The organism is Profundicola chukchiensis, assembly GCF_029664245.1.
GTDB classification, from domain to species: domain Bacteria; phylum Bacteroidota; class Bacteroidia; order Flavobacteriales; family Weeksellaceae; genus Profundicola; species Profundicola chukchiensis.
Genome location: NZ_JANAIE010000001.1, coordinates 359,067 through 382,592, shown reverse-complemented (window position 1 = coordinate 382,592; position 23,526 = coordinate 359,067). Strand labels below are relative to the sequence as shown.

General features: G+C 34.7%; 17 protein-coding genes and 1 tRNA gene. 15 read left to right on the top strand and 3 right to left on the bottom strand.

The features are described 5' to 3' along the window. Positions 1-291: 291 nt before the first annotated feature. The 8 genes from NLM59_RS01585 (at position 292) to NLM59_RS01550 (ending at position 13,190) form a co-directional block, all read left to right on the top strand. On the top strand, positions 292-1,929 hold the full coding sequence (locus NLM59_RS01585; RefSeq protein WP_304415986.1) for a helix-turn-helix domain-containing protein: 1,638 nt from the start codon (positions 292-294) through the stop codon (positions 1,927-1,929). Positions 1,930-2,925: 996 nt separating this feature from the next. Then, the gene (locus tag NLM59_RS01580; protein ID WP_304415985.1) at positions 2,926-3,069 is read left to right on the top strand and encodes a hypothetical protein; all 144 of its coding nucleotides are present in this window, start codon (positions 2,926-2,928) and stop codon (positions 3,067-3,069) included. 576 nt (positions 3,070-3,645) lie between these two features. Next, a complete protein-coding gene (locus tag NLM59_RS01575; RefSeq protein WP_304415984.1) occupies positions 3,646-6,783 on the top strand; it encodes a hypothetical protein in 3,138 nt (1,045 codons plus the stop codon). 24 nt (positions 6,784-6,807) lie between these two features. Continuing rightward, positions 6,808-7,350 carry a hypothetical protein gene (locus NLM59_RS01570; protein WP_304415983.1) on the top strand — a complete coding sequence of 181 codons (543 nt, stop codon included), beginning with the start codon at positions 6,808-6,810 and terminating at the stop codon, positions 7,348-7,350. A 1,094-nt stretch (positions 7,351-8,444) separates the two neighbouring features. Further along, complete coding sequence (locus NLM59_RS01565; RefSeq protein WP_304415982.1) at positions 8,445-8,798, top strand: hypothetical protein; 354 nt, start codon at positions 8,445-8,447, stop codon at positions 8,796-8,798. A gap of 156 nt (positions 8,799-8,954) precedes the next feature. After that, a complete protein-coding gene (locus NLM59_RS01560; RefSeq protein ID WP_304415981.1) occupies positions 8,955-9,983 on the top strand; it encodes a hypothetical protein in 1,029 nt (342 codons plus the stop codon). A gap of 115 nt (positions 9,984-10,098) precedes the next feature. Beyond that, on the top strand, positions 10,099-10,332 hold the full coding sequence (locus tag NLM59_RS01555) for a hypothetical protein (protein ID WP_304415980.1): 234 nt from the start codon (positions 10,099-10,101) through the stop codon (positions 10,330-10,332). 134 nt (positions 10,333-10,466) lie between these two features. After that, positions 10,467-13,190 (top strand): DEAD/DEAH box helicase family protein, encoded by a 2,724-nt coding sequence (locus tag NLM59_RS01550; RefSeq protein WP_304415979.1) that lies wholly within the window; start codon positions 10,467-10,469, stop codon positions 13,188-13,190. 138 nt (positions 13,191-13,328) lie between these two features. Here the strand turns inward: NLM59_RS01550 and NLM59_RS01545 are convergent. From NLM59_RS01545 to NLM59_RS01535, 3 genes are all read right to left on the bottom strand, one after another. After that, positions 13,329-13,410: transfer RNA gene (locus NLM59_RS01545), tRNA-Leu, on the bottom strand. Between the two features lie 131 nt (positions 13,411-13,541). Further along, entirely contained in the window at positions 13,542-14,573 is a 1,032-nt protein-coding gene (gene galE, locus NLM59_RS01540) for a UDP-glucose 4-epimerase GalE (protein ID WP_304415978.1), read from the bottom strand. Then, entirely contained in the window at positions 14,570-15,697 is a 1,128-nt protein-coding gene (locus NLM59_RS01535; RefSeq protein ID WP_304415977.1) for a DegT/DnrJ/EryC1/StrS family aminotransferase, read from the bottom strand. The genes galE and NLM59_RS01535 overlap by 4 nt, the downstream gene beginning before the upstream one ends. Positions 15,698-15,825: 128 nt before the next feature. Here NLM59_RS01535 and NLM59_RS01530 point away from each other — a divergent pair, with 128 nt between their 5' ends. The 7 genes from NLM59_RS01530 to NLM59_RS01500 all read left to right on the top strand — a co-directional run bounded on the left by NLM59_RS01530 (position 15,826) and on the right by NLM59_RS01500 (position 23,516). Further along, positions 15,826-17,070 carry a 3-deoxy-D-manno-octulosonic acid transferase gene (locus tag NLM59_RS01530; protein ID WP_304415976.1) on the top strand — a complete coding sequence of 415 codons (1,245 nt, stop codon included), beginning with the start codon at positions 15,826-15,828 and terminating at the stop codon, positions 17,068-17,070. 63 nt (positions 17,071-17,133) lie between these two features. Continuing rightward, positions 17,134-18,519, top strand: coding sequence for an aldehyde dehydrogenase family protein (locus tag NLM59_RS01525; protein WP_304415975.1), 1,386 nt, complete (start codon positions 17,134-17,136; stop codon positions 18,517-18,519). Between the two features lie 80 nt (positions 18,520-18,599). Beyond that, a complete protein-coding gene (locus NLM59_RS01520) occupies positions 18,600-19,517 on the top strand; it encodes a PfkB family carbohydrate kinase (RefSeq protein ID WP_304415974.1) in 918 nt (305 codons plus the stop codon). A gap of 44 nt (positions 19,518-19,561) precedes the next feature. Then, entirely contained in the window at positions 19,562-20,248 is a 687-nt protein-coding gene (folE, locus tag NLM59_RS01515; RefSeq protein ID WP_304415973.1) for a GTP cyclohydrolase I FolE, read from the top strand. 12 nt (positions 20,249-20,260) lie between these two features. Next, positions 20,261-21,730, top strand: coding sequence for a cysteine--tRNA ligase (gene cysS, locus NLM59_RS01510; protein WP_304415972.1), 1,470 nt, complete (start codon positions 20,261-20,263; stop codon positions 21,728-21,730). A 97-nt stretch (positions 21,731-21,827) separates the two neighbouring features. Beyond that, positions 21,828-22,589: a DUF2189 domain-containing protein gene (locus NLM59_RS01505; protein ID WP_304415971.1), complete on the top strand. Its 762-nt coding sequence runs from the start codon at positions 21,828-21,830 to the stop codon at positions 22,587-22,589. A 3-nt stretch (positions 22,590-22,592) separates the two neighbouring features. Beyond that, a complete protein-coding gene (locus tag NLM59_RS01500; protein WP_304415970.1) occupies positions 22,593-23,516 on the top strand; it encodes a S66 peptidase family protein in 924 nt (307 codons plus the stop codon). Positions 23,517-23,526: the final 10 nt, after the last annotated feature.

Here is a 23,526-nt window from a genome sequence, read left to right as displayed (position 1 = left end):
AGGATATAGACTTAATGTTTATGTTTAGTTTGGTTGAGGACAGCTTCGTAGGAAGTTGTCCTTTTTATTTGTCTAAATTGTCGAATATCTTTGTTTGATTTCGATAAAATATTGATAAAGCAAAAGACTCAAATGATTTTATAAATTAGGCTTTTTTACATAAATGATAATTTCAACAGAATTATACGATGGATTTAGAGTAAATATTAAATCTTCTATTGATAGATTTAAGATTAAATAATATTCGTATTTTTGGTAGGCACAAAAATTTTGTATTAAAGTAAGTGTTCTATGTATGTGAATATTAGTGAGTTTAAGTATGGTTTAATTCTGTCCATAGTTCTTATCTTTTGCCTTTCTCCATCTAAAGCCCAAGACCCAGATAAATACACTGAGATATTAAATAAGACATTTTTTGAAACCTCACAGACAGATTTTGAAAAAGCACTACAAGTAGCAGATTCTTTATATCAAATTTCAGAAACGCCTTTATTTCAAACAAGGAGTTTAATGTTAACGGCAAGTTTGTATGAGCAAGCTGGGGAATTGAAGAAGTCGATTAAGTTTGCCGAACAAGCTAATAAGATCATTGAAAAAACTGAACATTTTGATTGGCAAACTCGTGTTCAAGGCTTTATGGCATCTCAGTATAGAATATTGTCCCTATATAAACAGTCAGAAATTTATTCTGATAAAGCTTATGAGGCAGCTAAGAAAATTCCAGATCAAAAGGCTTCTCGCATTACCTTAGCAATGATTATGCAAGAGAAAGCTTTCCTTGCTAAAGCGCAAAATGACCATCATAAGGCGATCGATTTATTTAGAGAAGCAAGCAAATATTTAGATGATGAAAAAGGGAATATTTCGGTTGCTCAAAATTATCAACTTATGGCACAGACTGCTATAGATCTTAAGGAATATGATAAAGCTCTCTCGTACTTAGATACAGCTCTTGATAAGTGGGATGAATTGCCACCTACCTATGGTAAAGGATATATTTTTATAAACTATGCTGAGGCCTATTTGGTAAAAGATAATTTGGATAAGGCTAAATATTATATTGACCAAGCAAGTGAGATTGCTCAAACTTCTACTTATTTAGAGTTTTTACGAAGATATTATGTCGTGAAAACTGAATATTTTTCTAGGACTGATAATATAGATAATTTTAGGAGTGCGCTTTCAAAGAGAGATTCTATAAACGCTATACTTGCATTAAAAAAGACTGATTATCTCGATGAGTCTTATACAGATTTAACTTCTAAAAATGAAGCGCTAAGTATAGATTTAGAAACTCGAAAGTACTTAATTCTTGTTGCTATTATCTTACTCTTGAGTGGTTTGGGGTATTTCATTTATTATAGAAGAGAGAAGAATCGACAAGTTGAAAAGTTCCAGGCTATTTTGGCTGAGTTCCAACAAGCAAAACAAAAAGAAGAAGAGCTTAGTTTAAAAGGTATAGACGAACCTATCTTAGAACCAGCAATATTAAAAGAACAAAAACTTAAGAAAGAGGTTACACAAGATGAAACCCAAAGTGAATCGCCTATTGTATCCGCTGAGGTCGAAGAACAAATTTTAAGAAAACTAAAAGCATTTGAGAAGTCTAAGCATTTTAGAGATCCTAATATTTCCTTACCTGGGCTAGCTTCTTACTGTGATACCAATACCAAATATTTATCTTATTGTATCAATCATCATAAGGGGATGAACTTTAACCATTATATTAATAATTTAAGGGTTCAATATATCATCGATAAATTAATTAATGAGCCGGTTTATAGAAAATATAAATTTGCCACTTTAGCCGAGGAAGCAGGTTTTTCTTCTTCCAATAAATTCTCTACCGTCTTTAAGAAGGCCACTACTTTAGCGCCTTCAGTCTTTATAAAAGAGTTGGAGAAAGAAGCTTTGGAAGTTGAGGTATAATAGGTCTTGAATTGTAAGGAATTAGAAAAGAGAAAAGAAGATCACCCAATCATGTTAAGGTGATTTAAAAGTAGTTTAATATTGTTTAAATTTTATACACGACAAAGTCTAAACCAAGGAGTCATTCCGCACTTGATGCGGAATCTAATGTTGATGTGATTTAAGGCTAGTTTAAAAGTAGTTTAAAATTGCTTAAGAGGTGCATACTCTTGTCAGTTTGAGTGATTTTGCATTGCAAAATTGTATCGAAAACTTAGACAAGAGTGGAAATTTTGAATTAATGTACACGCTGAAGAACTTATAACCCCAAACTGCAAACAGTAAACTCTATACTCTACACCTTAAGCTAAATGAACCTCTCAGTCCTGCGGACAGCTCCCCTTAAAAGAGGAGCAGCTTGCTTCGAGTTAAATCCTTAAATTATAGATTAATAATATTCTTCAAATAACTTTTCTAGATTCCGGTTCAAGCCCGGAATGACATGATATTGGGTATTCCGAGTAGTTTAAATCCAGCGCGTCACTCTGAAATTGATTCAGAGTCTTTTATTAATGTAGCTTAAAGCTTGTTTAAAAATAAATTAAGACGTTTATCCTCTTGTCAGGCTGAGTGATTTGGCGTTGCAAAATTGTATCGAAGCCTAGGACAAGAGAGGAAATGATGAATTCTAAATTAATCTGAATTCAACAGAACTGAGAACTCAAAATCAAGAACTGCCAACTATGAACTCCGAATCCTAAACTCTACACCTTAAGCTAAATGAACCTCTCAGTCCTGCGGACAGCTCCCCTTAAAAGTGGAGCGGCTTGCTTTGAGTTAACCCCTTAAATTATAAATCAAAAATATTCTTCGAATGAGCTTTCTAGATTCCGGGTCAAGCCCGGAATGACATGATCTTGGGTATTCCGAGTAGTTTAAATCCAGCGCGTCACTCTGAACTTGATTCAGAGTCTTTTATTAACCTAGTTTAAAGCTTGTTTAAAAATAAATTAAGACATGAATCCTCTTGTCAGTTTGAGTGTTTTTGTGAAACAAAAATGTATCGAAAACTTAGACAAGAGAAACACGAATGATGTTATGCTCACTTTCTGTCGACATTTCGATGCATTTTTCTCTAAGGAGAAAACCTCCTCCATGTGATAACATAAGGCTTCTTGTCAGGCTGAGTGATTTTGCGTTGCAAAAATGTATCGAAAACTTAGACAAGAGAGGGAATGATGAATTCTAAATTAATCTAAAAGCAGCATATCTGCGAATTCAAAACCAAGAACTGCCACCTATAAACTCCGAACAGATAATTGTCACCCAAAACCCCTTAATCAAATACTTTCTTCTCAATAAAGCTCTGATTTAAAATTTAAATATTGCGGAAACTTTAATTTGAATTTAGTGTTTATAGAGCCTTGATTTGCTTCTTAGCTACTTAATATTAGGGAACTAGCTCGTATCTTTATTAAGTTATATTTTTACGTTTTTAATAAATTAATAAGATAAAATTAAATTAATTTTAAAGTTTACATAGATTTAATGTGCAAAATGCATTTTGGTTGACTGAGAGGTTATACTTTAGCCAAGTTCTAAAAAATAGAATATTGAAAAACTTAATGTTTCTCAACTAAACTTTTACAATTCTCTGAAATAAATAGAAACTCTTTTCAGCATCATAATTAAATGAGCAGTGCGAATTGTAATCATAATATTTAAGCTATTAAAACTATGAATTTAAATTTACTAAACTTTCAAAAAGTTTTTCTCTGGACCATAGGTCTCTTTTTGTTATTAGGAACCCAGTTGAGTTCTGCTCAGTGTGAAGAAGATAGACGTATATGGTTCAACTCTGGAGATTTCGTGAATGGATCTGGATATCCGCTTGGGTATATAAATGCAGATACGGGAGTTAAAACAGTATTATCCCATACGAATAGATCATTCGGAGATATTGGTTTCAATATAGATGGTAAATTATACGGTGTTACTTATGATTTAGATGAACCTTCAGAATTACACGAAATTAATCAGCTAACAGGTACTGCGGTAGCATTTGCTGGTTCTTCAGCAGGAAATGGTTTAGAGGGAAATTCATTAAGTTTTCTTCCTGATGGCTCGGGGCTTAGAGGCTTTGGCTCTAATACATTTGCAGCAGCGAGAGAGGTAATGAGATTTACTATAGGTGCAAACAATCAAGGATATACGCAAACGGTTTGGAAGGATTTTGGAACGGGTGCAAATGCATTTTCTAGTGGTAAACCAGGAGGGGATTTCGTTTATTTAAATGGTAAAATCTATATGTCCTGGTTTGCTATCAATAATACCTTTCAATTAGTAGAAATTGAAGTAGATACAGATTATAATTATGTTAGCCATAGGGTTTTAGGTAACTTACAAAGTACTTCATATGGTTTAGCAGGGTTGAATGGTGAACTTTATTCTATTGGATATAATTCGCTTTATAAATTAACAATTCCTACTTCACCTGTTAATGATATAGTTAAGCAATTAATCCACAGAGATAATAACGTTTATTACTACTTCGGAGCAACGACCAGACAAGAATCTATTGGGAGTGATTGCTTTAATTCAGATTTAAGTATTATCAATGCAGTAAATAATGCAAGTCCTAATGTTAATGACGAGATAACTTTTACTTTAACAGCTGAAAACTTTGGACCAGATAATGCAACCAATACTTTAGTATCTAATCAAATTCCGACGGGTTATGAATTTGTTAGTGCGAATCCATCCGTAGGAACTTATGATCCAACAACAGGAATATGGACTATAGGACCATTTGCTTCGGGAGATACCGCAACTTTAGAGGTAGTTCTGCGAGTGAAAGAAACAGGAAACTACACCAATACGGCGAGTATTTTCTCTAATGAAGCCGATCCTAATCTTTTAAATAATACAAGTGAAGTTACTCCAGAGGTGCTATCAGGCCCAATGGCGAATGATGATTATTATACAGTAACCACACAACAGGGCGTAGAAGGTTCACCAGTTGGGAATGTATTATTGAATGATTTATTTGGTGAAATAGAAGCAACTACGGATGATGTGGTGATTATATCAAATCCGACAAGTCCTTTATATATTGATGATCTCACTGGAGAATTATTTTTAGAAGAGGCGACTCCTCCAGGTATTTATACGATTAACTATGAGATTTGTGAAAATAATGAAAATCAAAGCCCTTGTGACCCTGCAGTGGCGACAGTGGTGGTAGACGGACCAATCTTGGCAATTGATAAAACCTCTGCACCTTTAGGAAATGTTCAAGAAGGGGATGTGATTTACTATTCTATTGTAGTTAGCAATTTTGGAAATCAAACAGCTAATAATATTGTGGTAGAAGACCTTGTACCTGTTGGGCTTACTTATGTTCCTAATTCGGCACAAATAGTAGATGCATCTAACCCCGTAACAACAGGGTCAATTACAAAAACCTTTGAATATGTATCACTTAACGGTGGACAAAACTCAACAAGAAATATTTTATTTACTGAATCAGAGTTGCCATTTGGTGCTACCTTAACAAGCATTTCTTATTTCGTAAATGGTTTTAGTTTTTCTAATACTAATGCTTTTGCAAATCAACAGGATTTAAGTTTATCTGTAACCTCTCCTTTAGGCGTAATTAGTGAAATTGATAGAGGTGCTGATGGTGATAATAATGAATTTGGTTCGAATAGCACAGGTGCTTGGAATACGAATATAGGTAGACAAAATGTTCCAGCTGCAGGAAATCCTGTAGGAAACTTTAAGTTTACTTTTTATGATGCAGTTAATACTAATGTGTATCCTCGTGAACATGATGATATAAGTGGATCGCTTACTATTAATTATCAATACGCTGGAGAGTCAACGCATGACCCGGAGAGAATGGTGAAAGAAAGTGATAACGTAAGTATAGCTCCCGGACAATTTTTTACTCTTTACTTTAAGGGTATTGTGAACGATGCAGCTTTTGATACTCTTGTAAATAATGCAACAGCTACTGCTTCGAATGTAATTGGTAGTGTATCCGATTCAGCAGAAAATGTAGTGTATTGCTCTAGCCGTGTAGAGGGTGAATCTTATGAATGGTCTTATGGACCTAATCAAGCTAGTCCTGTAACTTTTGAAACAACTCAACCGGGTACAAATGCAGGTTTTGTCTTTGACATTTACAAATTAGATAACGCCTTTAATATGCAAATAAATGGAGTATTATTAGCTGAACAAAACATTGAGTTTGAAGCTGGAACGGCAACCAATATTAATATTGAGTTTGCGGATGGAGATCAATATGAATCTGCCACTCTGCAATTATATAATATGCTAGGAAATGACGAAAGCCCTTTAATTAGAGTAAAAATAAGTCCTGACGGAGTAGTTTCAATGTTCGGAATCAAAAACTCAAATGATGATTTATATCCATTACGATTTAAGCAAGATGTAAACCAAGTTAATTCATTTAATACGATACCTTGGAATTCAAATGCAGATAATTCGGTTACTATTATTCAAGAAGTTCATGGAGGTTTAACAGATATTAATGGTATTGCCTATGGGTTTAATACAACAGCTTGTCGTTGTACTCAAGATCCAACTACAGGTAATGTTGAATCTAATACTTACGTTGGAATCAGTTCTTTAGATAGAGGTGAAGACGGAAGTTGGGTAGAAGACGCACAAAGCGGGTTCATTAAATTAGAATCTAAAACTTTAGGTTTTGTTCCAACACGTTTAACTACAGCTCAAAGAAATCAGTTAAACGCTGAAGAAGGAATGATGATTTGGAATCTAACTAACCAATGTTTGGAATTCTACGACGGTACTAACTGGGTTTGTGGTCAGAATAAATGTAACCTTTAATCCTAACCTAATAAATTGAATACAATGAAAATATTTTTAAGTATAATAAGTATGGCTGCAGCGGTAGCTCTTAGCGCTCAAGTTTCTATAGAAAAAGACTTTACAGGAAATTCAAGTGTCTTGATGGAATTCAATGACACCAGAGAATCAGCTAAAACGTCTACATCAACCACATCCATTGGAGGAGAAAATAAAACTTTGATTTTGCCCATCTTAAGTGAGCTTAATGCAGCAACTAGTCAAGGGACGATTTGGTTTGATGCTACCGATGATATCATTAAATATAAATCTGCTTCAGCAACCATAAATATGACGGAAGCTGGAAGTGATGAAAATTCACCCAATTTGGCCGAAATTGCAACGCTTAATGGAACTATAGTAGGAGCGGAGTCAAGCACGGCAGCTGGCGTATTGGTTTTAGAAGCAACAGATAAAGCTATGGTATTGCCTATAGTAGATGGTGTAGCAGCTGTTGTGAACCCAGAACCAGGATCTTTGGTTTACGACAAAAGACAAAAATCAATTGCTGTATTTAACGGAGCAGTTTGGAGCTTTTGGCAACAATAAATTTCAAATCTTAACCCTTGAAGTAATTGAAAAGAATGATATGAATTCTTATGTCATTCACTTCAGGAAGTAAGATAATAGTATAAGCTTTATTTTTAAAGTTTAGTTTGGTTGAGGACAACTTCGTTTGAAGTTGTCCTTTTTTTTGTGCAAGAAAGAAGAGTAAATGTTGAATTTTAAATTCTAAAAAGTGCAGCACTGCGAACTCTAAACCATGAACAGAAAAGAATGAACCGCAATTCGAGTACTATTAACTAAAAATTCTCCAACAATAAACTCGAAGCGTCATTCCGCACTTGATGCGGAATCTTTTGTTCAAGTGGTTTAAAGGGGTGTTTAAAAGTGGTTTAATATTGTTTGAAGTTACTAGGACAAGAGACGAAAGGTTGAATTTTAAATTCTAAATTTTGAATGATTTTGCTTGCTGCATAACGTTGAACTACGAATTTTGAACAGAAAAAAAACAGCTCCGTTAGGAGCGAAATATTAATAATATTAACCCACGAAGGCTTAAAGAGCTCCACAGGAGCGGTACTACAAACTAACTGCTAATGTCGCTCCTACGGAGCTTTATTACTTTGTCTACTTACGAATGCTATAAATATTTCGCCTCTACGAGGCTATGTTCTGAGATAAAACTCAGAGATGAAATGTTGAATTATAAGAATTCTAGTTGTTCAGTGAGTCAGGAAAAGTAAAACACTGAACTCTACACTCTCTACTATTTTCTCTTTCTACATTCTACTTTAAACTTTCGACTAGAACATCCTCTTGTCAGGCTGAGTGATTTTGCAAAGCAAAATTGTATTGAAGCCTAGGACAAGAGAAGAAATGATGAGTATTAAGTTGTTTTTAATAGAGTGAAACTACTAAGGTTTATATTTACTCTTGTGGATAATAGCCATTTAGCCTTAAAAGTTCATAGGATAATTTATTTGAAAATACTATATTTGATAAAGCGAAGAAATAGTGGTTTTGTCGTACAAGGTGAATATAACAGCCATAATTCCATTAAGACTTCGTTTATAACAATGTTAACCACAATTTGAAAAATGACATTTCCTGCAATTGACATATCGACAAAAAAATGGGTTATGGATGACCTAATGGAATATGTAATTTACGACGAATACATATACACTAAAAAAGAATCAATTTTTCAAAAATATTATAAAGACCGACTTTTTTGTGACGGAAAAGGAAAGATTTTTAAAGCGGTTAAAAAAGCGGAAATGACCGAAAGTTGGCGGAATTGGTTGCGATTTATTCCGAATGTGTGGAAAACCAAAATCATTTTTCAAAACACAAATGAGGAAATGGATATTGAACGATTGCGGAATTACTTACTCGAACGGATTTCTGATTTAGAACAAAATGACTTTTCACGCGAATGGAAAGCTGATGTCCGAAAAGCAAAAACTCACGCGGAATTAATAAATGGTAGATAAAAACTGTGGCTAACAATGTGTATAAGCAATGGCTTGTTCTCGCCTACTTGGAAAAATCCTGCGGATTTTCCAATGTTACGTGAGTGTTTGCAATTGTCCGTTACGAACCACGCCACTGCTCATACACGTAACGTTGGCAACAAGCTGAAAAAAGGAGTGAAACAAGAAAGAATTAAATCGAAATTAAACTATAAGAATATAATCATTCTTATCATTGGTGGAATTGTAGCATCAATTGTTTCTTATAATCTTACAAACAATGCTTTATCGAATGATAATCCACAAATAGTGGGAATAATTTTCGGGTTAATTTTTGGACTCATTGGAGCAATTTGTTTTTACTCAATCTATAATTTAGATGTTCTAATATTATCTTCAGATAAATTAGAAATAAATACAATATTCGGTGATCAAAAAAAAATAATTTACTTAAATGAAATTTTAAGTTTTAATGAAGTTGAGAAAGAATCAAAATATAACAAATGGAAAGATTTAACGATTTTTACATCTAACTCAAAATTTAAAATTTCTTCATCAAATTTTGAAAATTACGATTCACTCAAAAACAAACTTACAAGTGGGAAAAGAAGAAATTTAGAATTAGAACTTGAATGGGTAAGAAAATCCAATAGAAAATTTGGAATAGGATTTCTAATAGTTGGAATATTATTCTCTGTATTCTTTTATAATCTTTATAGAAACGAAAACAAAGAATTGAATACTGAGGATATTACAACAATTAAAGGGAAAATTATAAATGATGTCGAAATAGAGAAAGGAACAAAAGGAAAACGCTCAATTGAAATTAGAATAGAGGAACATCCAGAATTTATATTTACACTTTCAGGTAATAGTTATTACGCAAGTAATTCAAAAAATTATGTGTCAAAAGCAAAAAAAGGAGATTTAATTTCACTCGATATAGAAACTGAAATTTATTTAAAGAAATTAACTGAAGAAAAAGAACTTGAATTATGGGATAAAATAATCAATTATGATATTATTCCTGTTTATGGGTTAAAAGATAATAACTACAAATATCTTACTTTAGAGAAATATAATAATAAGAGGAAAGAAGATGCATCCTGGACTTGGTGGTTTCTTACTTTAATTTGTGTTAGTCTTATTGGTGGTGGAATTTGGTTTTTATGGAGAAGTAAAACGCCAGTTGCCAACAACGTATAACAAAAATGGCTAGCTAGTTGGTCAAGAGAATGTTATTATTCCTACAAAAAACTTTATCATTAACTGACAATAAGGAAACAACACCAGTCGCCACGACTTTCGTTATACTAGATCGTTGTGCTTAATTCCGGAACAACTCGTTTACTCAATTGTTTATGGATTAATAAGAAGAGAACCTCGGAAAAACAAGAGATTTAATAAAGCATTAGCCGATGTTCTAGAAAATCCTGGTAATTATAAGATTGAAGTAATTCGTGGATTAACAGCTTATGAGGAATATGGATTGATTGGAGTAAACGGAGTATCAATTATGAATAAAAAAACTAAGCACAACACCGTGTATAATTAATTGCTTTGGCAAGTGCTTATTTGGAAAATTCCTTCGGAATTTTCTCGCGTTCGTTTTTGTTTACTAAATTAGTTGATGAAACACGCAACTACTCATAGCCGAGACGTTGGGCGTAAGTAAAAAAAAACCACAGATTGACAGAGTATCCTAAAGACATAAAGTTTAAATACAGTTGGAGAAAATACCAACAACGAGTGCTTGATGAGTTGCAAGACCACCTGTCTGACGAACATCTTCACGTAATTGCACCGCCAGGTTCGGGTAAAACAGTATTAGGGCTTGAAGTTGCTATTCGGCTTAATAAACCTACGTTAATACTCGCACCAACAATTGCAATTCGCAATCAATGGATACAAAGATTTTGTGAACTTTTTCTTCAAACTACCTTAACACCTGATTGGATTTCTAGAGATATACGCAATCCAAAATTTATGACAGTAGTAACTTATCAAGGACTTCATGCTGCTTGTAATAATTGGAGAAATGAAGAAGAAATTGATGACGAAGAAGAAGTAACCGAAGAAGAAGGAAATGATAATTCAACTAACTCAGAACTTAAAAGTATTGTAAGCGGACTAAAATCACAAAACATAAAAACTATTGTTGTTGACGAAGCTCACCATTTAAAAAACGAATGGTGGCAAACGCTGACAAAAGTTAAAGAAAAATTACAGCCGATTATTGTTGGTTTAACAGCAACTCCGCCTTATGACGTTTCAGCTACAGAATGGCAACGATATATAAGCCTCAACGGGCCTGTCGACGCCGAAATTTCAATTCCAGAATTAGTTCTTGAAGGGGATTTATGCCCACATCAAGACTACGTTCATTTTACGTTACCGACGGAGAAAGAAAATCGAAAAATTCTTGAATTTAGACAGAATATTGAAAAGTTATTTCAAGAAATTAAGACAGATGAAACTATCATTAAAGCAATTGAGCAACATCCCATTTGGAAAAAGCCAACAGAGCAATTAGATTGGATTTACAATAATCTTTCCTATTACTCGGCTTGTTTAATATTTTTAAAATCGAATGAAAAGGAAATTCCTGAAACACATCTTGAAGTCATTGGTGACAGGAAATTTAAAATCCCTAATCTTGATTACGAATGGATTGAGACTCTTCTAGATTTCTATCTCTACAAAGAAAAGGAACATTTCAAAAATTTTGAAGATCATCAAAAATCCCTTGAAAACAAACTGAGACGATACGGAGCGATTGAAAGGAGACAAATTAACTTTTCACACAACAAACGTTTGACGGGTTTTTTAACTTCAAGTATTAGTAAACTTAGCGGCATAAAGGAGATTGTTGATTTTGAATATAATCAACTAGGTAAAGATTTACGAATGGTTATTCTTTCGGACTTTATCCGGAAAGAATTTTTCATTAAGGAGTCTGAAAACAATCTCGAACTGAACAAAATTGGAATCATACCGATTTTTGAAAAATTAAGGCGAGAAAACAAGGACAACAAAAGGATTGCAGTTTTAACAGGGTCATTAATAATAATCCCTGTAAGTGCCTATTCAGCATTTGAAGCAAAAGCAGCGAAAATTGGAATAACTCAAGTAAACTCAAGTCCAGTTTCTTATGACTCTGACTATGTCCTAATTAACCAAACCGATCAACTCAAACACGACATTGTTCATCTTGTAACTCAAATTTTTCAAAGTGGAGAAATAGAAGTGTTAATAGGTACAAAGTCTTTGCTCGGTGAAGGATGGGACGCTCCTGCCATCAATTCATTGGTATTAGCAAGTTTTGTTGGCTCGTTTGTGCTTTCAAATCAAATGCGCGGTAGAGCCATTAGAGCCCAAAATGGAAATGACGGTAAAACAGGAAACATATGGCACTTGGCCTGTATCGACCCAACCTCACAAACAGGCGGAGACGATTTTGATTTACTTAAAAGACGGTTTAGAAGTTTTGTAGGTGTTTCATTCAAAGAAGAAGCAGGAATTGAGAATGGTATTGGACGTTTGAATATATCGGAAAACATTCATCTAAAAGAAGAAGTTGAGAAAAAGAATATTGAAATGTTTTCCTATGCAGGCGACAGAGAAAATCTAAAACAAAGATGGAAAACGGCACTTGAAACAGGTGTCAACCTTGTTGAAGAAATTAAAATTCCATTCCCCGAAGAAAAGGACTACAATGCCGTTAAGTCACTGTATTTATATAAAACAATTGGTAACCTATTGGCAGCTTTAGGTTCGGGATTAGTTGCTTATGGAACAGAAAGCATACAAGCTATTTTTCGATCTGCAAGAAATATTCGAACTATTGAAGACTTGTATTTTTATCTAGGGGTTTTTGGAGGAATAGGAGTGCTGATTTTCGGCAGACTAACATTTAAGACATTAAGACTTTATTTAAAATACCGCGATATATCTAAGGACATTCAACAAATTGGAGATGCATTGCTAAACTCATTGATTAAAGCAGGTTTAATAAATACAGACTACTCAAAATTGAAAGTTGAAACTACGGTTGATAATTCGGGTTCGATTTTCTGTCATTTAGAAGGTGGGACAACTTTCGATAAGTCAACTTTTATAAATGCGCTTCAAGAAGTAATTGCACCAATCGACAATCCGAGATATGTAATTATAAGAAAGAACATGTTTATGCTTTTTATTAAGCAAAAGGACTATCATTCAGTTCCTGAAGCACTTGGTAGAAATAAGAATTTAGCGGAATATTTCAAAGACCAATGGGAACGACTTGTTGGTTCTTGCGACTTAATTTTTACAAGGACACTGGACGGAAGAAAACTGCTTTTAAGGTCAAGAGTAAAGTCACTTTCAGCACAATTTGATGAGAAAGTTGAACACATAAATAAATGGAAATAAAAAAACCAGCGCACAACATTGTCTATAAGCAATGGCTTGTTCTCGCCTACAAACGAATCCCGATAGTTATGAGGACATCTCTACTAATGCTTTGATTTTAGTGTAAAAAAAAAAGCCTTCCTGAAAAGGAAGGCTTTGTACCCGAAGCCGGAATCGAACCGGCACTTCCGAAGAAACTGGATTTTGAATCCAGCGCGTCTACCAATTCCGCCACTCGGGCAATTGGGATGGCAAATATACAATGTTTTTCTTTTCTAGAAATAGGATTTAAATATTTTTATTTAAAATTTCATTAATGCTGAGCCGGTACTAAAGAAAAAATCCCGAATCAAATTGGGATTTTGTAATTTTTTATTTTTGATGATCTGAACCATCAAGGGAAACTTGCCATTCCCATGCAGTCCTTAAAGCCTCTTCTAAGGAGGTTTCTGGTGTCCATCCTAATTCTGTTTCGGCTTTGGTGTTATCCGCATAGGCAGCCGTAATATCACCTGGTCTGCGTCCTACAATCTTATAATTTAATTGAAGATTATTGGCTTTTTCAAAAGCATCAACTACTTCTAAAACCGTTGAACCATTTCCTGTTCCAAGGTTATAGATTTCGTAGTTTACTTTATTTTCGTTGGCTAGCAATCGTTTTAAACCTTTCACGTGAGCTTGTGCTAAGTCAACCACATAAATATAATCTCGAATCGCTGTTCCATCTCTTGTTGGGTAATCATCCCCAAACACAGATAAACACTCACGAATTCCAGCTGCAGTTTGTGTTACAAAAGGAATTAAATTATTAGGAACACCTTTAGGTAACTCACCAATTAGGGTTGATTTATGCGCACCAATAGGATTGAAATACCTTAAGGCTAATACTTTTTTGTCAAAAGCTTTAGCGTAATCTTCTAAGATTTCTTCACCCATTTGTTTGGTCTTACCATAAGGACTCTCTGCCTTTTTAAAAGGAGCAGATTCGTCGATAGGTAATTTATCAGCTTGGCCATAAACCGTACAAGATGAGCTGAAAATCAAGTTATCTACTTCATTTTCTTTAGCTGCATCAATCAAGTTTAATAAACCAACTACATTGTTTCGGTAATACATCAATGGCTTTTCGGTACTTTCACCCACGGCTTTAGACGCAGCAAAGTGAATGATTCCATCGACTTTATTGTACTGAAAAAATGAATTGGTTTTCGTCTGATCTTTTAAATCAAACTTATAAAAATCAGGTCTTTTGCCTGTGATTAATTCAATGCGATCTAATACAAATTCCTCTGAATTAGATAAGTCATCAATAATGATAACATCAAAACCTTCTTTTTGTAGTTCCACAACGGTATGGGATCCAATGTATCCCAAACCGCCGGTAACTAATATTTTTTTACTCATTGAAAAAACTCTTTCACACTATCTGTGATATAGGTTAATTGCTCTTCTGATAATTCAGTGTGCATAGGCAAAGAAATAACTTGGTCGATTAACTCCATGGTTACAGGGAATTGATCGTCGCTATAGTCATCGCTAGTATAAGCTTTTTGCTTGTGTAAAGGAACTGGGTAGTAAATCATTGCAGGAATGTTCTTTTCTCCTAAAAACTTCTGCAATGCATTCCTATCTACATTCTTAACCTTTAAAGTATATTGATGGAAAACGTGGTGAGAATCCTCTCTACGTTTTGGTGTTTCAATATTGTCAAAGCCTTTAAATGCATTATCATAAAAATCTGCAGCGGCTCTTCTTTTCGCATTGTATTCATCTAAAAGAGGAAGTTTAATACGTAAAATAGCTGCTTGTAAACTATCCAATCTTGAGTTAACCCCAACTTCGTCGTGGTAGTATCTTTCGTACATTCCGTGATTTACGATACCACGAATTCTATGAGCTAAATCGTCATCGCTAGTGAAAATTGCTCCACCATCACCATAACAACCTAAGTTTTTAGAAGGGAAGAAAGAAGTAGTTCCGATATGTCCCATCGTACCAGCTTTTCTCTCTGTTCCATCTGGGAAAGTATAAGTTGAACCAATAGCTTGAGCTGTATCTTCTACCACATATAAATCGTGCTCTACAGCGATACGCATGATTTCATCCATGTTCGCACATTGTCCAAATAAGTGAACTGGAATAATAGCCTTAGTTTTATCTGTAATGGCTGCTTCAATAGCTTCTGTGTTAATTGTAAAATCGTCGTTATAAACGTCAACTAATACAGATTTTAATTTTAATAAATCAATCACCTCTACGGTAGCGGCGAAAGTGAAGTCAGCTGTAATTACCTCATCACCTGGCTGTAAATCTAGCGCCATTAAAGCAATTTGTAGCGCATCTGTTCCGTTTCCACAAGGAATTACGTGAGGAACATCTAGGTAAGATTCTAATTCAGCTTGAAAAGATTTAACTTCTGGACCATTGATGTATGCTGAAGATTCAACAACTTCAATCATTTTTTGGTCAACTTTATTTTTTATTTGTTGATATTGATTAAATAAATCAACCATTTGTATTTTTTGCATAGAAAGAATTTTTGCGTTGTAAATTTACATATTTAATGGCTAAATCTTAGGCTTAACTTATAGGATTGTGCAGAAAGCATATATTTGTTGAGTCAAAACACCAATTTCATCGGTCCAATCTAGTTTTTATGTCCTTTTTGTATCAATTTTTTATTCAACTTTATGTTTTCGGATTTCGAGTTTTTGCTCTTTTTAATTCAAAAGCTAGAAAAGGTTTAGATGGCCGAAAGAATTGGGAAGATAATTTGAAAAAAGCGATTGACCCAGCGTCGGATTGGATTTGCATGCATTGTAGTTCGCTCGGCGAGTTTGAACAAGGACGACCTGTGTTTGAAGCTTTAAAAAAACAATTTCCAAATCATAAATTGGCTTTGTCGTTCTTTTCTCCGTCTGGTTATGAAATCAGAAAAAATTATGACTTGGCTGATGTGGTTTTCTATCTACCTTTTGATACGCCAAATAATGCAAAGAAATTAGCTCAAATCCTTCAACCTAAATATTGGATTTTGGTGAAGTATGATTATTGGTATAACCATCTGAGGGAACAGCATAAGATGGGGACTAAAACCATTGTTGTTTCTTCAATTTTTAGAGAAAATCAAGTGTATTTTAAACCACATGGAGCTTGGATGTCAGAGAATTTAAAGAAATATATCACGCATTTCTTTGTTCAAGATGAAACCTCTGAAAAGCTATTAAGAAGCATTGGCATAAATCAAGTGAGTGTGGCAGGTGATACGCGCTATGATCGAGTGAAAAGTATAGCAGCTGAAACCAATAAATTAGATTGGGTTGAACAGTTTAAATCAGATAAAAAACTGATTGTGATTGGAAGTTCATGGGGTGATGATGAGCAGCTTTGGGTTGAGTATTTAAATAAATATCAACAAGAGGATTGGAAAGTTATTTTTGTTCCACATGAAATAAAAACGCCTAATATTCTTAAGCTTAAAACCGATTTAAACGCTACGTCTGTATTATACAGTGAAATAACGCCAAATATTGATTTGGCAAATCAAGATGTAATCATTGTTGATGCGATTGGATTCTTAAGTAAGATATATGCTTCTGCAGATTTAGCCTATGTGGGTGGTGGATTTAATAAATCTGGTGTTCATAATACTTTAGAGCCAGCGGTATTTAAAATTCCTGTAGTGATTGGGCCGAATTATCAGAAGTTTAATGAGGTGAAAGTAATGAAGTCGCAGGCTATTGTTTATCCGATTAAAAATTACGCTGAGTTTGAAAAGGTTCTGTTGGATTTAACACAGCATCAAGAAAAACGTTTGGAAATAGCAAAAGCTGCACAAGATTTGTTTGAAAATCAGCAGTCAGCAACCGAGGCGATTCTTGCTTATTTGGCTAAGGAATGAATTGGTAAAGCCGACTTTCTAGTGAAAAATCACTATATTACATAGTTCAATAATTCCAAAATTATGAGTTCCATTTCAGAGACATCAAAAGACAGAATTAACTTTCTATTCGACGCACAGAAAAACTATTTTCAAGCACAGGAAACTAAGTCAATCGCCTTTAGGAAAAGTCAATTAAAAAAATTAAAATCTGCTATTCTTAAGTTTGAAAAAAAGATAGTTGATGCGTTGTGGCAGGATCTACATAAAAGCTATGAAGAAGCTTATCTAACAGAGATTGGAATTGTTTTATCTGAACTAGATAATCATCTTAAAAACATTAATTCTTGGTCAAAAAGCGAATCGGTTAGCTCGCCTATGGTTTTAATGCCATCTTCGAGCAAGTTAATCCTAGAGCCATTGGGACAGGCATTAATCGTATCGCCATGGAATTATCCTTTTCAACTTTTGATAAACCCATTGATTGGAGCCATAAGCGCTGGGAATTGTGCCATTATTAAACCTTCTCCAGATGCGCCCAATGTAGCTAAAGTCTTAGAGGAAATGATTAGCGAAACCTTTGACGTGAATTATATCGCTGCGATCCAAGGAGGGCGAGAAACCAATGAAGTTTTATTTGAGATTCCGTTTGATATTGTGTTTTTCACAGGGAGTTCTAAGGTAGGAAGCATCTTTGCGCAAGCATTTGGAAAGCATTTGTCTAAGGTAGTATTGGAATTAGGTGGTAAAAGTCCGTGTATTGTAGATGACAACGCGAATATAGAAGTTGCAGCAAGAAGAATTATTTGGGGTAAAACCGTGAACTCTGGTCAAACTTGTATTGCGCCAGATCATGTTTGGGTTCATAAAAGTCAACGCAAAAAATTGGTTGAGCAAATTGAAATCGAGCTTAAGAAAATGTTTGGGGAAGATATCCAGAAAAGTAATAATTACGGACGAATGGTTACGACACAAGCTTTTGAGCGGGTAAATGCCTATATGAAGGATGGCGAAATTGTTTTAGGTGGAAAGTCGAGTGAGGATGAAAAGTTTATTGAGCCGACTTTGTTATTAAATCCATCTTTAGAAAGTCCAGTGATGCAGGACGAAATTTTTGGGCCTATCTTGCCTTTGCTAGAATTTGAACAAATGGATGAGGTGTATGAATTCTTAAAAACTCATCCAAAACCATTGGCTTTTTACTACTTCGGTAAGTCATCTAGCGCTAAAGAAGTATTAGCCAGAACCACTTCGGGAGGAGTTTGTGTTAATGATACTTTAATGCATATTGTCAATCATAATTTACCTTTTGGAGGCGTTGGCAATAGTGGACAAGGAAATTATCACGGGAAATATAGTTTTGATGCATTTTCTCATAAACGAGCCGTGGTAAGCACACCTACATGGATTGATTTGCCATTAAAATACGCTCCCTACAAGTATTTCTCTTGGATTAAGAAGATTATGTAATCCGATTTTGGCTGTAAGCTTCTCTTGGAATCTAATTTTAGATTTCTATACAAAGCGTATATTTGCACAAAATATTTTTTATGAGCTTACTCATCGTTGGAAGTGTCGCATTTGACAAAATCGAAACTCCTTTTGGTAAAACAGACAGAATTTTAGGAGGTGCAGGAACATTCATTGGTTTGGCATCTTCTTTATTAAATGTAGAAAATGGAATCGTTTCGGTTGTTGGTGGTGATTTCCCTCAATCATATTTAGATCTTTTAAAAGATAACGGAACTGATATTTCAGGAATTGAAGTCATTAAAGATGGTAAAACTTTCTTTTGGGAAGGAAAATATCATTTAGATATGAATTCACGCGATACATTGGCAACGGAAGTGAATGTATTAGAAAACTGGACGCCTAATGTGCCAGATCATTGGAAATCTCCTGATGTTTTAATGTTAGGAAACCTACATCCTTTGGTTCAGTCTTCTGTTTTTGATCAAATCGAAAGACCTAAATTGGTGATTTTAGATACCATGAATTTCTGGATGGACACGGCTTGGGATGATGTTTTAAACACCATTAAAAAGGTGGATGTTTTAACCATTAACGACGAGGAAGCAAGACAATTAAGTAAGGAATTTAGCTTAAGAAAAGCAGCTAAAGTTATTCTAGAAATGGGACCTAAATACTTAATTATTAAGAAAGGGGAGCACGGAGCTTTATTGTTCCATAAAGATGAAGTTTTCTTTGCGCCGGCATTACCATTAGAAGAAGTGTTTGACCCAACAGGGGCTGGAGATACATTCGCAGGGGGATATGCTGCCTATTTAGCTAAAACCCAAGATTATTCGTTTGAAAACATGAAACGAGCAATTATATATGGTTCGGCTATGGCTTCATTTACTGTAGAGAAATTCGGAACCGAAAGATTAGCTGAGTTAACAAGAGATGAAATCGCTGATCGAGTGAAGACCTTTAAAAGTTTAACTCATTTCGAAATGAAAGCTTAAACCCATTAAATTTAAGTATTTTTGTTATTTACAAGGAAAAGAATATGAAAGAATATAAAGAGGAGGAATTATTTGACGATATGGGCGATGGCCACATTCCTAGCAAGTTCGATACACCTATGCGCGAAGACGCATTCAGTATAAGTGAAGAAGAAAAAATAGATAAAATCAAGTCTCATTTTGCTGAAATTATGCACACTTTGGGCTTAGATTTAACCGATGATAGCTTGAAGGGAACGCCTAACCGAGTTGCAAAAATGTTTGTAAAAGAGGTTTTTGGTGGATTGAGCCCAGAGCGTATGCCTCGCATGTCAACCTTTGAGAATAAATATAAGTACAACCAAATGTTGGTGGAGAAAGACATTGTTGTTTACTCTACTTGTGAGCATCATTTCTTACCTATCGTAGGTCGCGCACACGTTGGATACATCTCAAATGGTCGTGTGATTGGTTTGTCTAAAATCAATAGAATTGTTGATTATTATGCAAAACGTCCACAGGTTCAAGAGCGTTTAACGATGCAGATTGTTAAGTCTATGCAAGAAGCTTTAGGAACAGAAGATGTAGCATGTGTGATTGATGCTAAGCACTTATGTGTGAACTCAAGAGGAATTAGAGATATCGAGAGTAGTACAATTACAGCTGAGTTAGGAGGATGCTTTAAGACAGATCCTACAACCAGAGCTGAATTCTTGAAGTACATTGGCTTCCAAACTAAATTTAACGTTTAAAAACTAATAAAAATGGTAGAAAAACATAACCTAAAAATATACAATACGATCTCCGGAGAAAAGGAGAAATTCGAATCGATTACACCTGATTTTGTCGGCATGTATGTGTGTGGGCCTACGGTGTATTCTAATGTGCATTTAGGGAATGTAAGAACTTTTCTATCATTTGATATCGTATTTAGATACCTAAAACATTTAGGATATAAAGTTCGCTATGTGCGCAATATTACAGATGTTGGGCATTTAGAGAGCGATGGTGATACAGGAGAAGATAAAATCTCTAAAAAAGCACGTTTGGCGCAGTTAGAGCCAATGGAAATTGTACAGAAATATACCAACGATTTCCACCAGGTTTTGCAACAATTTAATGCGATTCCGCCAAGTGTAGAGCCAACAGCTACTGGACATTTAATCGAGCAAATTGAATGGATTAAGAAATTAATCAATAATGGTTTTGCTTACGAAAGCAATGGTTCGGTTTATTTTGACGTAAAAAAATATAACGAAGAAGGCCACAACTACGGTGAGTTAAGTAATCGTGATATCGACGAATTAATGGCGAATTCACGTGAGCTTGACGGTCAGCAAGAGAAGAAAAACCCACAAGATTTTGCTTTATGGAAGAAAGCAGCTCCAGAGCATATCATGCGTTGGCCTTCGCCATGGAGTGATGGATTCCCAGGTTGGCATTTAGAGTGTAGCGTGATGAGCACGAAGTATTTGGGAGAAAGATTTGATATTCACGGAGGTGGAATGGATTTAAAATTCCCTCATCACGAGTGTGAGATTGCACAAGCCAAAGGTGCGAATGGCGAAGCGCCAGTTAACTATTGGATGCACACCAATATGTTGATTATGAACGGTCAAAAGATGTCTAAATCAACCGGGAATATTGTTAATCCACGTGAATTAATCTCTGGAGAAAATGATATTTTCGAGAAAGGATTTGATCCTATGGTGTTGAGGTTCTTTATGTTGCAAGCGCATTATAGAAGTGTTTTAGATTTATCTAATGATGCTTTAGTTGCTTCAGAAAAAGGCTTTAATCGATTGATGGATGCTTATGGATTAATCGACAATTTGAGTGTTTCTGATGAATCTAGCGTTGATATTCAGTCTTGGGTGGCGACTTGTCACGAGAAAATGGACGATGATTTCAATACGCCTATGTTGATTGCTCAGCTTTTTGAAGGAGCTAAGATGATTCAATTGATTCAAGATGGAAAAGAAACTATCAATGAGCATGACAAGGCGATCTTAAAGATAAGAATGAAAGAGTTCATTGAAGATGTATTAGGTCTTAAGCCAATTAGCACCGACAAGAACGATAAATTAGACACAGCAATGCAGTTGATTATCGATCTCAGAAACTCTGCTAGAGAGAATAAAGACTGGAGCACTTCAGATCAGATTAGAGATCAATTAGCGGCCGGCGGAATTACCTTAAAAGATGGTAAAGACGGTACTTCTTATACGATATAGTAGATAGATATTAAAGTTGAAGCAATTCCACATTTAACTTAGAATTTTAATATTCTTTTTTGAGTGTGGAATTGTTATATTTGATAAAACAACTTTTATGGAAACAGTTTATCAAGAATTAGTAATTGACAGAACAGTAGTTGAACAAAAGCTTCAAAACGGCTACCAATTCGATATAGGGAACTATCTCGGCAGAGGGTGGGAAATCTATAAACAAGAATGGTTAACCTTCAGTATTTATGCTTTTTTAGCTTTAATCATTTTAACGATTGCCTCGATAACCATTGTTGGACTTCTATTTACAGCATATCCTTTAATGTTAGGATTTTTTATTGGAGCAAGGCGAGTTGAGAGTGGTGAATCTTTGTCTATTGGAGATATGTTTGGAGGCTTTAAAAAACTTCCACAATTAGCAATCTTAACTCTAATTCCAGTTTTAATTATGTTGTTAATTACATTGCCTTTTGGTGGAGTAATGATGGGTATGGCTAGCATTTCTGAAGATGGTGGTACTATGGCAGAGGGTGTAGCAATGGGAAGTGTGTTTTTAATGTATGGAGTTATGTTTGTCGCTGGTATAGTGCTGAGTTTAGCACTTTTCTTTGCACCGTATCTAATTTTCTTCGGTGATTATTCGGCTATAGAAGCATTACGCACGTCTTGGAGTCTATCTTTAAAACAGCCATTGCTGATTATTCTTTTTGTTATTTTAATAGGAATGATAGCTCAAATTGGTAGTTTTTTGTGTTTAATTGGTGTATTTGCTTCTATGGGATTTGCTTATGTTTGTTATTATCCGGCTATCAAAGATGTTCTGTTTACCGGGAAACAAATCAATGAAGAGAATAAATTATATTAGAATATGCCTAAAACCTTAAAACCAAATTCTAAAATTGGAATCGTAGCTCCTGCGGGGAGAATTTTCCGTCATGAGTTAGATTTTGCTATCGATTGGATTGAACAAAATCATTGGCAAGCAGGATATTCCGAGGAGTTATTTAGAGAGCATAATTTTGGTTATTTCTATGCAGGACATGATGAGCATAGGCTTAAATTGGTGCAAGAAGCTCTTAATAATCCAGATTTAGATGCAATTTGGTTTGCTAGAGGGGGCTATGGGTCGGTACGTTTAATTGATCAATTAGATTTCACTGAATTTAAAAAGAATCCTAAGTGGTTAATAGGTTATTCTGATATTACGGTATTTCACAATCATTTAAATAATCTGAATATTCCGACTTTACACGCTGTAACGGCGAAACAATTGAATACAGATTATTCCAACGAAACCTATGAAACTCTTTATCAAGTGTTGGTAGGAGAGAAGTTGAGTTATGAATTTCAAAAATCTGCTAATGACTTGCCAGGAAAGGCAGAAGGGAAATTAGTGGGTGGAAACTTATCAATGCTCTATAGTCAATTAGGGAGTGAAACCATGTTGTCGGGAGATGATTTGATATTATTTATTGAGGATTGGCAAGAGAACTGGTATCATCTAGACCGTATGATGATGGCGTTGAAACGTAGTGGACTTTTCGAAAGAGTAAAAGGAGTGATTGTTGGAAGTTTCACTAAAATGGACACCCGAGAAGAAAATCCAAACTACGAATCAGATTTTGATGGAATTTCAAATCAAATTATAGAATCCTTTGTAGATGATTTGAAGATTCCTGTGGTATTTAACTTCCCTGCTGGGCATATTGGAGACAATAGAGCCTTGGTGCTAGGAAAACAAGTGTCATTTGAGGTGAACGACAAGGAAGTTCTCCTTGAATGGTTAGATTAAGTTTAAAGAT

What these genes read in the sequence shown, in the direction of transcription:
- NLM59_RS01585 (WP_304415986.1), top strand. Translation starts at nt 292, where the DNA reads ATGTATGTGAATATTAGTGAGTTTAAGTATGGTTTAATTCTGTCCATA.
- NLM59_RS01580 (WP_304415985.1), top strand. Translation starts at nt 2,926, where the DNA reads ATGAATCCTCTTGTCAGTTTGAGTGTTTTTGTGAAACAAAAATGTATC.
- NLM59_RS01575 (WP_304415984.1), top strand. Translation starts at nt 3,646, where the DNA reads ATGAATTTAAATTTACTAAACTTTCAAAAAGTTTTTCTCTGGACCATA.
- NLM59_RS01570 (WP_304415983.1), top strand. Translation starts at nt 6,808, where the DNA reads ATGAAAATATTTTTAAGTATAATAAGTATGGCTGCAGCGGTAGCTCTT.
- NLM59_RS01565 (WP_304415982.1), top strand. Translation starts at nt 8,445, where the DNA reads ATGGATGACCTAATGGAATATGTAATTTACGACGAATACATATACACT.
- galE (WP_304415978.1), bottom strand. Translation starts at nt 14,573, where the DNA reads ATGAGTAAAAAAATATTAGTTACCGGCGGTTTGGGATACATTGGATCC.
- NLM59_RS01535 (WP_304415977.1), bottom strand. Translation starts at nt 15,697, where the DNA reads ATGCAAAAAATACAAATGGTTGATTTATTTAATCAATATCAACAAATA.
- NLM59_RS01530 (WP_304415976.1), top strand. Translation starts at nt 15,826, where the DNA reads ATGTCCTTTTTGTATCAATTTTTTATTCAACTTTATGTTTTCGGATTT.
- NLM59_RS01525 (WP_304415975.1), top strand. Translation starts at nt 17,134, where the DNA reads ATGAGTTCCATTTCAGAGACATCAAAAGACAGAATTAACTTTCTATTC.
- NLM59_RS01520 (WP_304415974.1), top strand. Translation starts at nt 18,600, where the DNA reads ATGAGCTTACTCATCGTTGGAAGTGTCGCATTTGACAAAATCGAAACT.
- folE (WP_304415973.1), top strand. Translation starts at nt 19,562, where the DNA reads ATGAAAGAATATAAAGAGGAGGAATTATTTGACGATATGGGCGATGGC.
- cysS (WP_304415972.1), top strand. Translation starts at nt 20,261, where the DNA reads ATGGTAGAAAAACATAACCTAAAAATATACAATACGATCTCCGGAGAA.
- NLM59_RS01505 (WP_304415971.1), top strand. Translation starts at nt 21,828, where the DNA reads ATGGAAACAGTTTATCAAGAATTAGTAATTGACAGAACAGTAGTTGAA.
- NLM59_RS01500 (WP_304415970.1), top strand. Translation starts at nt 22,593, where the DNA reads ATGCCTAAAACCTTAAAACCAAATTCTAAAATTGGAATCGTAGCTCCT.